This window comes from Aeromonas media (genome assembly GCF_000819985.1).
Taxonomy (GTDB): domain Bacteria; phylum Pseudomonadota; class Gammaproteobacteria; order Enterobacterales; family Aeromonadaceae; genus Aeromonas; species Aeromonas media.
The window spans coordinates 67449-81241 of record NZ_CDBZ01000010.1 but is presented as its reverse complement, the minus strand read 5'-3'; the positions used below and the strand labels follow the sequence as shown (position 1 = coordinate 81241).

At 61.8% G+C, this 13793-nt stretch carries 12 protein-coding genes and 5 tRNA genes; 16 read left to right on the top strand and 1 reads right to left on the bottom strand.

Annotation, left to right across the window (positions count from 1 at the left end):
* The first annotated feature begins 153 nt into the window (after nt 1-153).
* The 9 genes from rsmC (at nt 154) to BN1127_RS01155 (ending at nt 5128) form a co-directional block, all read left to right on the top strand.
* Complete coding sequence (rsmC, locus tag BN1127_RS01195; protein ID WP_042648183.1) at nt 154-1182, top strand: 16S rRNA (guanine(1207)-N(2))-methyltransferase RsmC; 1029 nt, start codon at nt 154-156, stop codon at nt 1180-1182.
* A gap of 148 nt (nt 1183-1330) precedes the next feature.
* Nucleotides 1331-2548 carry a glucose-1-phosphate adenylyltransferase gene (glgC, locus tag BN1127_RS01190; protein ID WP_005327542.1) on the top strand — a complete coding sequence of 406 codons (1218 nt, stop codon included), beginning with the start codon at nt 1331-1333 and terminating at the stop codon, nt 2546-2548.
* On the top strand, nt 2538-3998 hold the full coding sequence (gene glgA, locus BN1127_RS01185) for a glycogen synthase GlgA (RefSeq protein ID WP_042648182.1): 1461 nt from the start codon (nt 2538-2540) through the stop codon (nt 3996-3998). Before glgC ends, glgA begins: the two co-directional genes overlap by 11 nt.
* A gap of 116 nt (nt 3999-4114) precedes the next feature.
* Nucleotides 4115-4200 (top strand) — tRNA-Leu (locus BN1127_RS01180).
* Between the two features lie 51 nt (nt 4201-4251).
* Nucleotides 4252-4337, top strand: a tRNA-Leu gene (locus BN1127_RS01175).
* A gap of 46 nt (nt 4338-4383) precedes the next feature.
* A tRNA-Leu gene (locus BN1127_RS01170) sits at nt 4384-4469 on the top strand.
* A 46-nt stretch (nt 4470-4515) separates the two neighbouring features.
* Nucleotides 4516-4601, top strand: a tRNA-Leu gene (locus BN1127_RS01165).
* 71 nt (nt 4602-4672) lie between these two features.
* Nucleotides 4673-4758, top strand: a tRNA-Leu gene (locus tag BN1127_RS01160).
* Nucleotides 4759-4861: 103 nt separating this feature from the next.
* On the top strand, nt 4862-5128 hold the full coding sequence (locus BN1127_RS01155) for a late competence development ComFB family protein (protein ID WP_005330407.1): 267 nt from the start codon (nt 4862-4864) through the stop codon (nt 5126-5128).
* Nucleotides 5129-5135: 7 nt separating this feature from the next.
* Here BN1127_RS01155 and BN1127_RS01150 read toward each other — a convergent pair whose 3' ends face one another.
* Complete coding sequence (locus tag BN1127_RS01150; RefSeq protein ID WP_041206801.1) at nt 5136-5345, bottom strand: hypothetical protein; 210 nt, start codon at nt 5343-5345, stop codon at nt 5136-5138.
* Between the two features lie 304 nt (nt 5346-5649).
* Between BN1127_RS01150 and nhaC the strand changes: the two genes are divergently transcribed.
* From nhaC to BN1127_RS01115, 7 genes are all read left to right on the top strand, one after another.
* A complete protein-coding gene (gene nhaC, locus BN1127_RS01145; RefSeq protein ID WP_042648181.1) occupies nt 5650-7059 on the top strand; it encodes a Na+/H+ antiporter NhaC in 1410 nt (469 codons plus the stop codon).
* A 105-nt stretch (nt 7060-7164) separates the two neighbouring features.
* On the top strand, nt 7165-8088 hold the full coding sequence (locus tag BN1127_RS01140; RefSeq protein WP_005330410.1) for a LysR family transcriptional regulator: 924 nt from the start codon (nt 7165-7167) through the stop codon (nt 8086-8088).
* Nucleotides 8089-8286: 198 nt separating this feature from the next.
* Complete coding sequence (locus tag BN1127_RS01135; protein ID WP_005330412.1) at nt 8287-9432, top strand: ABC transporter substrate-binding protein; 1146 nt, start codon at nt 8287-8289, stop codon at nt 9430-9432.
* Nucleotides 9433-9506: 74 nt separating this feature from the next.
* The gene (locus tag BN1127_RS01130) at nt 9507-10520 is read left to right on the top strand and encodes an ABC transporter ATP-binding protein (RefSeq protein ID WP_005330414.1); all 1014 of its coding nucleotides are present in this window, start codon (nt 9507-9509) and stop codon (nt 10518-10520) included.
* The gene (locus BN1127_RS01125; RefSeq protein WP_042648180.1) at nt 10517-11485 is read left to right on the top strand and encodes an ABC transporter permease; all 969 of its coding nucleotides are present in this window, start codon (nt 10517-10519) and stop codon (nt 11483-11485) included. Before BN1127_RS01130 ends, BN1127_RS01125 begins: the two co-directional genes overlap by 4 nt.
* A complete protein-coding gene (locus tag BN1127_RS01120; RefSeq protein WP_005330421.1) occupies nt 11475-12308 on the top strand; it encodes an ABC transporter permease in 834 nt (277 codons plus the stop codon). The genes BN1127_RS01125 and BN1127_RS01120 overlap by 11 nt, the downstream gene beginning before the upstream one ends.
* Before the next feature lie 29 nt (nt 12309-12337).
* Entirely contained in the window at nt 12338-13768 is a 1431-nt protein-coding gene (locus tag BN1127_RS01115) for a gamma-aminobutyraldehyde dehydrogenase (RefSeq protein ID WP_042648179.1), read from the top strand.
* Nucleotides 13769-13793: the final 25 nt, after the last annotated feature.

Genomic DNA, 13793 nt, shown 5'->3' with positions numbered 1-13793 from the left:
GGCTGTGTTTATGCTTTCGTTTCGATACGCATGACCGCATTGCATCATCTCTGGATAAATAAGGTGTCTGGGCATATTTCGGGAACACAGCATAAATGTCAAGGCGAAAGCGGCCATGTATAATGGCCGCCCAAAAAAGCGTGGAGAGTCCCAATGAGCCGTCCTGTCAGTGCCGTCAGCCAGATGCTGGAACGTAATCAAGCCCTCTTTGTCGGCAAACGGCTGTTGGTGTGTGGCACCCTGGAAGATGATTACCCTCGTCAGCTGGCCGAGCTGGCCGACTCCCTGACGGTCTTCACCACAGACTACTGCTATTTCCTCAGCCAGCAGGCGGCCCTGGGTGAGCGCATCCTGTTCGATCACCAGCTCGGCGGAGCCCCTCGTTTCGATGCCCTGCTGCTGCTGATGCCCAAGGCCAAGGCCGAGGCGCAATACCTGCTGGCCATGATGGCGCCGCTGCTGGAGCCTGGCGCCGACCTGTTCCTCGCCGGCGAGAACCGGGGCGGCATCAACGGGGCCGACAAGCTGCTGGCCCCCTATGGCGGGAAGCCGATAAAACGCGACTCGGCGCGCCGCTGCTCCCTCTATCACGGCGAGCTCGGCAAGCCGGTCGCCCCCTTCGAGCTGGATGCCTGGTTCAGCCGCTATGAGTGCAAGGCCGGGGATACCGAGCTGACCGTCATGGCACTGCCGGGGGTGTTCAGCGCCGACGGGCTGGATCTCGGCAGCCAGATGCTGCTGGCGAGCCTGCCCCCCATGCAGGGCAAGCTGCTCGACTTTGGCTGTGGCGCCGGGGTCATCGGCTCCATCTTGGCCAAACGCAACCCGGCACTGACGGTGAACATGGTGGACATCAGCGCCCTGGCGCTTGAGTCCAGCCGCCGCACCCTGGCGGTCAACGGCTTGCAGGGACGAGTCTATGCCTCTGATGTCTATTCCGATATTGCCGAAAGATTCCAACATATCGTCTCGAATCCCCCCTTCCATGCCGGGCTCAAGACCTTCTATGCCGCCACCGAAACTTTCCTGGCAAGGGCACCCGAGTTTTTGACCGCCGATGGCGCCCTGACCATAGTCGCCAATGCCTTCCTGCGTTACCAACCTATACTGGATACGCACTTCAAACGGACCGAAGTGATAGCCAGCGATGGCAAATTCAAGGTGTATCTGAGCAAAGCCTAAATAAGTGCAACGGTTGTAATAAAACAAGTAGAGAGTGCCAGACGGGATCTGCTAAGGTACAAAGAAAACGTTTACCACCCCTTTAGGGGTGTTTTTTCGCGGCAACATGAAAACCTTTTCAAGGTATGAATTCAGGGAGAGAAATACGATGGCAGGCATACTCACCATGATATTGGCTGGCGGCGAAGGAACCCGACTCCAGCCACTGACCACCACCCGCAGCAAGCCCTCCGTCCCCTTTGGCGGCAGCTACCGTTTGATCGACTTCGTGCTCAACAACTTCGTCAACGCCGACTTCCTGCGCATCTATGTGCTCACCCAGTTCAAGTCCCAGTCCCTCTACCTGCATATGAAGAAGGGCTGGAACATAGTCGGCATCACGGATCGCTTCATCGATCCCATTCCGGCCCAGATGCGGATGGGCAAACGCTGGTATGACGGCACCGCCGACGCCATCTATCAGAACCTGCGCTTCATCGAGATCTCCGACCCCGAGCACGTCTGCATCTTCGGCTCCGACCATATCTACAAGATGGATGTGAGCCAGATGGTGAGCTTCCACAAGCAGAAGGCCGCCGCCCTCACTGTGGCGGCCCTGCGCATGCCCATAGAGGAGGCGAGCGCCTTCGGGGTGATCGAGGTGGATCAGGAGGGTCGCATGATAGGTTTTGAAGAGAAACCCAGGCATCCGAAGCCCATCCCCGGGGATCCCACCCAGGCCCTGGTCTCCATGGGCAACTACATCTTCGAGACCGAGGCGCTCTACCGCGAGCTCAAGCGCGATGCCGCCGAGGAAAACTCCAGCCACGATTTCGGCAAGGACATCATCCCCAGCCTGTTCCCGCGCGCTCCCGTCTATGTCTATGACTACAGCACCAACGTGATCCCGGGTGAGAAGCCCAACGTCTACTGGCGTGATGTGGGGACTCTCGACTCCTATTGGCAAGCCCACATGGATCTGGTGGCCGACGACGCCCCCTTCTCCCTCTACAATCGCAAGTGGCCGCTGCACACCCACTATCCGCCGCTGCCCCCCGCCACCTTCATCGACACCGATGACTGCAAGGTCAAGATTGCCAACTCCTTGATCTCCGGCGGTTGCTTCATTCAGGGCAGCCAGATCCAGCGCTCCATCCTGGGTTTTCGCTGCAACATAGGCCCCTGCAGCCACATCAGCGAGTCCGTGCTGCTCGGGGATGTGAAGATAGGTGAAGGCTGCTCAATTCGACGCGCCATCATCGACAAAAACGTTGAAATTGCACCCGGCACCGTGATCGGTGAGAATCTGGACCATGACAGAGAGCGGTTTACCGTATCCGAAGGCGGTATCGTCGTGGTACCTAAGGGAGCAAGAGTTGGCTATTAACCCACTGAAAGTCCTGTTTGTCGCCTCGGAGGTTGAGGGGCTTGTGAAGACCGGGGGCCTGGCGGATGTGGCCAAGGCCCTGCCGCAGCATCTCGCCCGGGAGGGTCACGACGTTCGCATCATCCTGCCCTTCTACCAGACGCTAAAGCGCCGGGATGAAGCCAGACTATTCGCCTCGCGCTGGTTGCCCACCCCCCAGGGGCGGGACGACATCAGCTATCGCATCTACCAGCTGGAACTGGACGGGATCTGCGTCTATCTGCTCGATTGCCCAGCCTATTTCGAACGGCCCCAGCTCTATGCCGAGAACAATCAGGCCTATCCCGACAACGGCGAGCGTTTCGCCTTCCTCGCGGCGGCGGCCCTGCACGCCTGCGAGCAGCTGAACTTCGCCCCTGACATAGTCCACTGCAACGACTGGCACACCGGCCTGCTGCCGCTGCTGCTCAAGACGCGCCACGCTCACAATCCCTTCTTCCAGCGCACCCGGTCTGTCATCAGCATCCACAATGCGGCTTTTCAGGGGGTGTTCGATCGCCAGCAGTTCTGGGCAGTGCCTGAGATCCAGGACTACGAGCAGCGCATCAACTACGACTACGGTCACATCAACCTGCTCAAGTGCGGTGTGCTCTACGCAGACAAGATCAATGCAGTCAGCCCCAACTATGCCAGCGAGCTGCTGACGCACCTGGGGGCTCACGGCATGGCCAGCGTGTTCCAACAACGGGCGAGCGACTTGCGCGGCATCCTCAACGGTTGTGACTATCAGGATTGGGATCCTGCCTTCGATCCCCTGCTGCCCGCCACCTATGACGCCGACCACTTAGCCGGCAAACACACCTGCAAACGGGCACTGCAGCAGGAGACGGGGCTGCCCGTCGGCAACTTGCCCATCTATGGCATGGTGTGTCGTCTGACCGAGCAGAAAGGGGTGCATTTGCTTATCCCGGCGCTGGACAAGTTCCTGCAACACCAGGTCCAGGTGGTGATCGTGGGCTCGGGCGACCCTTCCCTCGCCGCCCAGTTGCAGACCATAGCCCAGCAACATCCCGACCGGTTCGCCTTCATCAATGCCTATGACGACCGTTTGGCCCACCTGGTGGAAGCCGGCGCCGATTTCTTCCTGATGCCTTCGCTGTTCGAGCCCTGCGGCCTCAACCAGATGTACAGCCTGGCCTATGGCACCCTGCCGTTGGTACGGGCCGTCGGCGGACTGAAAGATACCGTGGTGGACTGGGATGCCGATCCCGCCAGGGCGACCGGTTTCTGCTTCAACGATCCCACCGCCAGCACCTTGCTCGATGCCATGCGCCGCAGCCTGCTCCACTACCTGCAAGAACCCGAACGGTTTGCCCGCGTGCAGCAAAATGCCATGCACACCCGCTTCGACTGGGCCGACTCCATCCCTCTGTACGAACAGATGTATCAGGACGCACTGGCCCCGGCGTGACCCAGATTGCTGAAGTTTTGTGCCCTTGACACGGCTTTATCCGTCAACAGCGAAAAAAGTCCCCTTTGGCTGTTGACGCCCCCCCAAAACTCTATAGAATCCCCCACCGCAGTGATGCGAAGGTGGCGGAATTGGTAGACGCGCTAGCTTCAGGTGTTAGTGTCCCACGGATGTGAGGGTTCGAGTCCCTCTCTTCGCACCATACTGCAACATGCTTCATCGATGGCATGTAAAACAAGATTGATGACAATGTGCGAAGGTGGCGGAATTGGTAGACGCGCTAGCTTCAGGTGTTAGTGTCCCACGGATGTGAGGGTTCGAGTCCCTCTCTTCGCACCATGCTTTTATCAGACAGCATGTAAATCCAGACTGATAACCCGAATGTGCGAAGGTGGCGGAATTGGTAGACGCGCTAGCTTCAGGTGTTAGTGCCCCCCGGGTGTGAGGGTTCGAGTCCCTCTCTTCGCACCATGCTTTTATCAGACAGCATGTAAATCCAGACTGATAACCCAAATGTGCGAAGGTGGCGGAATTGGTAGACGCGCTAGCTTCAGGTGTTAGTGCCCCCCGGGTGTGAGGGTTCGAGTCCCTCTCTTCGCACCATGATTCTGACATGTAAACACAGAGCAATGCGCTCCAATCGCATTTAAAAACCAGCTGGAGAAAATCAGTGTGCGAAGGTGGCGGAATTGGTAGACGCGCTAGCTTCAGGTGTTAGTGTCCCACGGATGTGAGGGTTCGAGTCCCTCTCTTCGCACCATTCATCATGCAAAAAGGCCCATCACGAAAGTGATGGGCCTTTTGTTTTTGCCCCTGCCATGGCTATGCTGTTGAGAATGCCATGCCACCACAGGGGTTTTCCCATGATCCTGGATACCGACATTCACAACTTCTATGAGCATCTGGTGCTCAAAGAGATAGAAAAACAAGGGCTTAACCAGACACTGACCCCCTACCAGCTGGCCGATCTCTGTTGCCTGACCCTCAATCAACTCCCCTCTCACTACATACGCCACAACGTCGACATGATCTACTTCACCCCGGATGCCGAACGCACCGAGATGGAGCAGAAGGTCATCGCCGCCCTCCGCCAGGCCTATGACAAGATCCGGGCCGTCCCTTCCCGCTGAACGGCTCCTATAGCCAGCTTTGCTGCCAGAGCAGGGTGACGACCCCCGTCATGCCCGCGACCGGCAGCAGGATCAGCGCCGGCCTCAGCCTGGGTTCCAGCATGACCCAGGCGGCCAGCAAGAAGCCCAGACTCCACAGGCCGTATGCCTTGTCCTGACCCCAGCCCAACACCGCCAGCAAGGCTGCCAGTAAGAGACACCGCACTATCCAGATCATGATGATGCTACTCATAGAATCAAACGATAACGATTATCGTTTGTGACTGTGGAGAGTGCAATCGGACTTCTCTATGGGTTTTGGCTATTTGCCCTGCATCGGCCTGATATTCAAAAAAAGCGCCGATGAGATCAACTAATGAGTAGATTTATCAAACATTAATGCATTTTTGCTAAATAAGTTGGGATTTTGCGCCCCGGGTTTGTGGTAGATTGCGGCCTCTTTTTGGGCCGGCCCCTCGGGATACGTGTATCCACAGGACGAGAGGGACCGACCTTGGCGAGCAAGAGTTTAGGAAGTATCTATGCAAAACCAACAAAACCACATCCGATTGCCTGGCATGGCACAGGTCTTTGCCTGCCTGGCCATTTTCCTGGCCCTGGCCTTTTCGTTCACCAGCGTGCTCGATCTGCCGATCCAGCTGGCACTGTTCATTGCCTGGTTCGTCATCATGGGGCTCGGCATCCGGCTAGGCCATGATTACAAGTCTCTGGAGCAGGCGGCCGTCGACGGCGTCGCCAAGGGGATGGGGGCCATATTGATACTGGTCTCCGTCGGTGCCCTGGTGGGCACCTGGATCGCCGGCGGCATAGTCCCCAGCATCATCTACTTCGGCCTCAAGGTGATACACCCCTCCATCTTCCTGCTGGCGACCCTGATCATCTGCTCCCTCACCTCGCTGGCTACCGGCACCTCCTGGGGCTCTGCCGCCACGGCGGGGATCGCCATGATGGGGATCGGCCACAGTCTTGGGGTGCCCGCCCCCCTGGTGGCCGGTGCCGTGCTCTCCGGCGTCTACTTCGGTGACAAGCTCTCCCCGCTCTCCGACTCCGTAGTACTGGCCTCGACCATGTCCAACGTCGATGTGGTGGAACACATCAAGGGGATGCTGCCCATCAGTCTGTTCTCCTACGTCATCACCGCCGCCCTGTTCACCGTGGTCGGCATGCAGTACTCCGGCAACGTCAGCCTAGAGCAGGTCAACCTGGTGATGGAGGCCCTCGACAAGCAGTTCAACATCACCCCGCTGGCCATTGTGCCGGTGGTGCTGGTGCTGGGCCTGCTGGCGAACCGCAAACCCGCCTTCCCGGTGATCAGCTTCGGCGCCCTGCTCGGCCTTGTCTGGGCCATCGCCTTCCAGGACATGGATCCGGTCAAGGCGATGCACTCCGCCTATAGCCCGTTCGCCATCACCTCAGGCGTCGACTTCATCGACAACATCCTGGGGAGCGGCGGCATGGAGTCCATGCTGGGCTCGGTGGCCGTCATCATCTTCGGCTTGGGCTTTGGCGGCCTGCTGGAGAAGGTCGGCATTCTGGAAGTCATCGCCAGCGCCTTCGAGAAGCGCATCAACAGCGTCGGCAGCCTGACCAGCCACACCATAGCCACCGCCTTCCTGGCCAACGTGTTCGGTTCCGCCATGTATGTATCCCTGATCCTGACCCCCAAGATCATGGCCAAGAACTACGACCGGCTGGGACTGGCGCGCAAGAACCTCTCCCGCAACGCCGAGTTCGGCGGCACCCTCACCTGCGGCATGGTGCCCTGGAGCGACAACGGCATCTTCATGGCCGGGGTGCTGGGGGTGGCCACCCTCGACTACCTGCCCTACATGTGGCTCAGCTTCACCTGCATCATAGTGACCATCACCCTCGCCTATCTCGGCAAGGCGGTGAACCGGGTGCCGGTGATCGAGGCGGCCAGCTCCCGCTAACCGCAGGAAAAATACTGATAAAGGCGCCATCACGGCGCCTTTTGCTTGGGGGAAGTTCGGGGTTAAGCTGGCAGCCAACCTCGTCGCCCGTGGCAGGATGCCCAGATGAACTTCACCTTTCGCCAGATCCGTTACTTCGTGGCCGTGGCCGACAGCTTCTCGGTCAGCCGCGCCGCCGCCGAGCTGCACATATCCCAGTCGGCAGTCACCAGCGCCATCCGCGAGCTGGAGACCGAACTCGGCGCGGCCCTGTTCGAGCGCAACCCGCGTGGCGTCACCCTGACGGCCCAGGGCCACCAGTTTCTGCTCCATGCCAGGCGCATTCTCGGCGCCATGACCGAAGCCGGCCAGTCCCTCAAGGCGGTGGCCCAGCAGGATCAGGGGCAGCTCACCATAGGGGTGACGACGCTGGTGGCCGGCTACTACCTGTCGGAGGCCATAGGCCGCTTTCGCCGCGCCTTTCCGGCGGTGCGCATCGAGGTGAAGGAGGATGAGCAGCCGTTTCTGGAGCATCAGATCGTCAACGGCGAGGTGGACGTGGGAATACTGATGACCAACCGCACCATACGCCAGGAGGCGTTCGATACCGAACTGCTGACCCGCTCGCCACTGCGGGTCTGGCTCGCCGCCAACCACCCGCTCTGCGCCGAATCGACCCTCTCCCTCAAAGCATTGGGTGACGAGCCCATGATCTCGCTGACCGCCGATCAGCTGGATCAGATCATCGGGGCCGGCCTGCGCCGCTACGGCATAGCACCGCGCATCGTGCTGCGTACCGCCTCGGTGGAAGCGGTGCGCAGCCTGGTGGCGAGCCAGCTAGGGCTAGCCCTGCTGCCGGACTTTGCCTACCGCCCCTGGTCGCTGGAGCAGGAGCGGGTCGAGGCCCGCGCCATCAAGGAGCCCATCCCCGCCATCGACATCGGCCTGGTGTGGCGGCGCGGCTCGCGGCTCGACTGGACCGCCCGCGAGTTCATTGACATAGCGCGGGATCAGAGCCGGCTGCGGGCCCGCCAGCCGGTCTCCCGCTAGCCAGCGCCCTCAGGGTGATCACCGAGCCATCATCAAAAAAAAGATTCATCTGCACTCGATATAGATTTGGCAGATACCTCTGGCGTCAAAAATTGAAATTCTCATTCCCACTGCCTTCTCCTACGCTCATGACTGGTTAACAGGATGTTAAGTGCCATTGCGGTATCGCATGGCTCCAGTTCATGCAAGGAGAGCAAGATGAAACTGACCCCCCTGACCCTGGCCCTGATCCCTGCCCTGCTGGCAGGCCAGATCCAGGCCGCCCCGACCGAACTCGGCAAGGGTGAAGGCCAGCTCAATATCGTGGCCTGGGCCGGCTACGTGGAGCGCGGCGAGACCGACAAGAACTACGACTGGGTAACCGGCTTCGAGAAGGAGACCGGCTGCAAGGTCAGCGTCAAGACGGCCGCCACCTCGGACGAGATGGTGGCCCTGATGAACGAAGGGGGCTTCGATCTGGTGACTGCCTCCGGCGACGCCAGCCTGCGCCTCATCGCGGGGGGCAAGGTGCAGGCACTCAACCTGGCGCTCATCCCGAGCTACAGCAAGATAGACCCCCGCCTGCAGAATGCTCCCTGGCACACGGTAGATGGCAAGCACTATGGCGTGCCCTACCAGTGGGGCGGCAACATATTGATGTACAACACCAAGGTGTTCCCCAAGGCGCCCGACTCCTGGAGCGTGGTGTTCGAAGAGCAGACCCTGCCGGACGGCAAGACCAACAAGGGGCGAGTGCAGGCGTTCGACGGCCCCATCCACATCGCCGATGCCGCTCTCTATCTGATGAGCCACCAGCCCGCGCTCGGCATCAAGGATCCTTACGAACTGAACGAGGAGCAATACAAAGCCTCCCTCGATCTGCTGCGCAAGCAGCGCCAGCTGGTGGGGCGCTACTGGCACGATGCCTTCGTCCAGATAGATGATTTCAAGAACGAGGGGGTGGTGGCCTCCGGCTCCTGGCCGTTCCAGGCCAATACCCTGATCGCCGACAAGCAGCCCATCGCCACGACGGTGCCCAAGGAGGGCGTCACCGGCTGGGCCGACACCAGCATGGTGCACAACGAGGCCAAGAACCTCACCTGTGCCTATAAGTGGCTGGAGCACTCCCTGAACAACAAGTTGCAGGGGGATCTCGCCTCCTGGTTCGGCTCCGTGCCCGTGGTGCCCGCCGCCTGCGAGGGCAACGCCCTGCTCGGGAAAGAGGGCTGCAAGACCAACGGCATCGACAACTTCGATCGGGTTCACTTCTGGCGTACCCCCGTCTCCCAGTGCAAGAGCCAGGGAACCTGTGTGCCCTACTATCGCTGGGTCTCGGACTATATCGCCATCCTGGGGGGTCGCTGAGCCTGGGCTGACAACGCACTACCCGGCGGGCCGGACAGGAGTCCGGCCTTTTCCCACACAGACAAGGACGTCCCATGAACGCCGTACAATTTGACCGGGTCAGCCGCCACTATGGCGAGGTGAAGGCGGTCGATGACATCTCCTTCCAGATCCCGGCCGGCGAGTTTTTCACCCTGCTGGGGCCGAGCGGTTCCGGCAAGACCACCTGCCTGCGGATGATCGCAGGCTTCGAATACCCAAGCGAGGGAGAGATCCGGCTGTTCGGCGAGCCCTGCTCCACCGTGCCCCCCTACGATCGCAACCTCAATACCGTGTTTCAGGACTATGCACTCTTCCCCAACATGGATGTGCGCGACAACATCGGCTATGGCCTAATGCTCAAGGGCGTCGCCAAGGCGGAGCGTTACCGCAAGGTGGACGAGATGCTGGAGCTGGTGCGCCTGCCCGGCGTCGGCAACCGCAAGCCCGGCCAGCTCTCCGGCGGCCAGCGCCAGCGCATCGCCATCGCCCGGGCACTGATCAACCAGCCGCGCATCCTGCTGCTGGACGAACCGCTCGGGGCGCTCGACCTCAAGCTGCGCGAGCAGATGCAGCTCGAACTGAAAGCCTTGCAGCGCCAGCTCGGCATCACCTTCATCTTCGTCACCCACGACCAGCAGGAGGCGCTCTCCATGAGCGACCGCATCTGCATCTTCAATCAGGGCAAGATCGAGCAGATAGCCGCGCCGGATACCATCTACGACGCCCCCGCCACCCCTTTCGTCGCCCGCTTCGTCGGCACCGTCAACCTGTTCGAGGGGGAGCAGGCCCGCCGTCTGTGCGGCGATGCTCGCCAGATGATGGTGCGCCCGGAGCGGATCCGGCTTGCCGAGGCCGGCACACCGGGCTGGTCTGGTGAGGTGCGCGAAGTGGAGTACCTCGGCCCCTTCGTGCGCTACCGGGTCGATCTCGGCGAGCAGCTCGAGCTCATCGTCAACCACCCCAACGAGGGGCAGGCCCGCCTGGCCCGTGGTGCCCGGGTCAGCCTCAGCTGGCCTGAGCAAGCCATCCACCGCCTGAGCGCCTCAGGATCGGGGGCTCAGCCATGAGCCTCCCCCACAGTGCGAGTCTAGCCATGAGCCACGCCATCGAACCTGCACGCTTGCGGCCGCTGCGGCGCCTCTCCACCCTGCTCTACGGCCGTCCCGGTCTGTTGCTGGCCATCCTGCTCGGGCCACCCCTGCTCTGGCTCGGCATCATCTATGTCGGCTCCCTGCTGATGCTGCTCTCCAACGCCTTCTTCGGGCTGGACGAATTCAGCGGCCAGATCCGCCACGAACTGGGGCTGCAGAACTTCGTCGCCCTGCTGCGGGCAGAGAACCTGGACGTGATCCTGCGCACCGTCGGCATGTCGCTGCTGGTGACCCTGGCCTGCGCCCTGCTCGGCTTTCCGGTGGCCTACTACATGGCGCGCTACACCAGCGGCAAGACCCGGGCCCTGTTCTACGTCGGCATCATGCTGCCACTCTGGTCCAGCTATCTGGTGCGGGTCTACGCCTGGAAGCTGATCTTGGCCAAGGAGGGGGTCATCAGCTGGCTGGCAGACACCCTGGGGCTGGACTGGCTGCTGGATGGCATCCTCTCCCTGCCGGTGATAGGCGGCCCCTCGCTGTCGTTCTCGCGGCTCGGCACCTTCATCGTCTTCGTCTACGTCTGGCTACCCTTCATGATCCTGCCGATCCAGGCGGCGGTGGAGCGGATCCCGCGCTCTTTGCTTGAGGCGAGCGGCGATCTCGGCGCCACCCCGGCCCAGACCTTTCGTACCCTGATCCTGCCGCTGGCCCTGCCCGGCGTGGTGGCGGGCTCCATCTTCACCTTCTCCCTGACGCTGGGGGACTACATCATCCCCGGCATCATAGGCAACTCCACCATGTACATAGGTCAGGTGGTCTACATGCAGCAGGGCACGGCGGGCAACCTGCCCTTCGCCGCCGCCTTCTCGCTGGTGCCGATCCTTATCATCGCCATCTACCTCACCATCGCAAAACGCTTGGGGGCCTTCGATGCGCTCTAATCAGCCTAAGAAACGGGACCATGGCAACCAGCCTTCCGGCCTGCTCAAGTATGCGGCCATCGGCGGCCTCCTGTTCCTGCACTTTCCGATCCTGTTCATCTTCCTCTACGCCTTCACCAGCGAGAGCAAGAGCTACCAGTTCCCACCGCCCGGGCTCACTCTCAAGTGGTTCGAGGTGACCCTCAACCGCCCCGACGTGTGGCGTGCCATCCAGCTGTCGCTGGAGGTAGCGGGACTGGCGACGCTGGCCGCCATGGTGCTCGGCACCCTGGCGGCGGGGGCCATCGCCCGCAGCCGCTTCTTCGGTCAGGAGGTGGTGTCGCTCTTGCTGGTGCTGCCCATCGCCCTGCCCGGCATCGTCACCGGTATCGCGCTGCGCTCCGCCTATGGGGTGATGGAGATCCCCTTCAGCTTCTGGACCATCGTCATCGGTCACGCCACCTTCTGCGTGGTGGTGGTCTACAACAATGCCCTGGCGCGCTTTCGCCGTACCAACCAGAGTCTCATCGAGGCGTCGATGGATCTTGGTGCCGACGGCTTCCAGACCCTGCGCTACGTGATCCTGCCCAACCTCGCCACCGCCCTGCTGGCGGGGGGCATGCTGGCGTTTGCGCTCAGCTTTGACGAGGTGATCGTCACCACTTTCACCGCCGGTCAGCAAACCACACTGCCGATCTGGATGTATCAGGAGCTGATCCGGCCACGGGACAGGCCGGTCACCAACGTGGTGGCGCTCATCATAGTGGCCTTCACCACCATTCCCATTCTGCTTGCCTACTACCTCACCCGCGACGGCCAGGACGTCGCCGGCAGTGGCAAATAACGACTCAACGCGTGCGCAAGGATGCAACCATGAAACTCTCTACCCAACTCTTGATCGACGGTCAGTTCGTCACCGGTGACGGCCAGGCCGAGCCCATCCTCAACCCGGCCACCGGGGAGCTTCTCGCCTCGGTGCCAGAAGCTTCATTCGAGCAGGTGAACCGGGCGGTGAACGGTGCCCAGCGCGCCTTCGCCCAGTGGAGCCGCACCACCCCGGCCCAGCGCAGCACCCTGCTGCTGCGCCTGGCCGATGCCATCGAGCGCCACGCCGAGGAGTTTGCGGCGCTCGAATCCCTCAACTGCGGCAAGCCCTATCTGGCGGTGCTCAATGACGAGCTGCCGGCGGTGGTGGACTGTTTCCGCTTCTTCGCCGGCGCGGCTCGCTGCCTGCAGGGGCCGCTGGCGGGGGAGTACATCGAGGGGCACACCAGCATGATCCGCCGCGACCCCATCGGGGTGGTGGGCAGCATTGCCCCCTGGAACTATCCGCTGATGATGGCGGCCTGGAAGATGGCTCCCGTACTCGCCGCCGGCAATACGGTGGTGCTCAAGCCCTCCGAGCAGACCCCGCTCACCGCCCTGCGCCTGGCGGAGCTCGCCAGCGAGCTCTTCCCGCGCGGCGTCATCAACATCGTCTGCGGCCGGGGCGAGAGCGTAGGGGCACCGCTGGTGGAGCACCCGCTGGTGCGCATGGTGTCGCTCACCGGTGATATTGCCACCGGCCAGAAGATCCTGCAGAGCGCCGCCCGCACCATGAAGCGCACCCACCTGGAGCTGGGGGGCAAGGCGCCGGTCATCATCTTCGACGATGCGGATCTGGAGGCTGTGGTGGCGGGCATTCGCACCTTCGGCTTCTACAACGCCGGTCAGGATTGCACCGCCGCTTGCCGCATCTATGCCCAGGGCAAGATCTACGACAAGTTTGTCGCCGCCATGACCGAGGCGGTGGCCTCCATCAAGGTGGGCGGCCCGCGCGAGGAGGGGGTGGAGATGGGGCCGCTCATCTCGGACCGGCAGCGCAACCGGGTCGCCAGCTTTGTCGAGCGGGCCCAGAGCAGCGGTCACGTGGAGGTGACGGCGGGGGGCAAGATCCGCCCCGGCAACGGCTTCTTCTTCGAGCCGACCCTGATCGCCCACGCCCGTCAGGAGGATGAAATCGTGCGCCGGGAGGTGTTTGGCCCGGTGGTGTCGGTGACCCGCTTCACCGACGCCGAGCAGGTGGTGCAGTGGGCCAACGACTCGGACTACGGCCTCGCCAGCTCGGTCTGGACCCGGGATCTGAGCCTCGCCAGCAAGGTGGCCAGCCACTTGCAGTACGGCTGCACCTGGATCAACACCCACTTCATGCTCACCTCCGAGATGCCCCACGGCGGCATGAAGATGTCCGGCTACGGCAAGGATCTCTCCCTCTACGCGCTGGAAGACTACACGGTGCCGCGCCACATCATGGTCAAGCTCTGAACATGATTCAGGCTGGCCTCGGGGC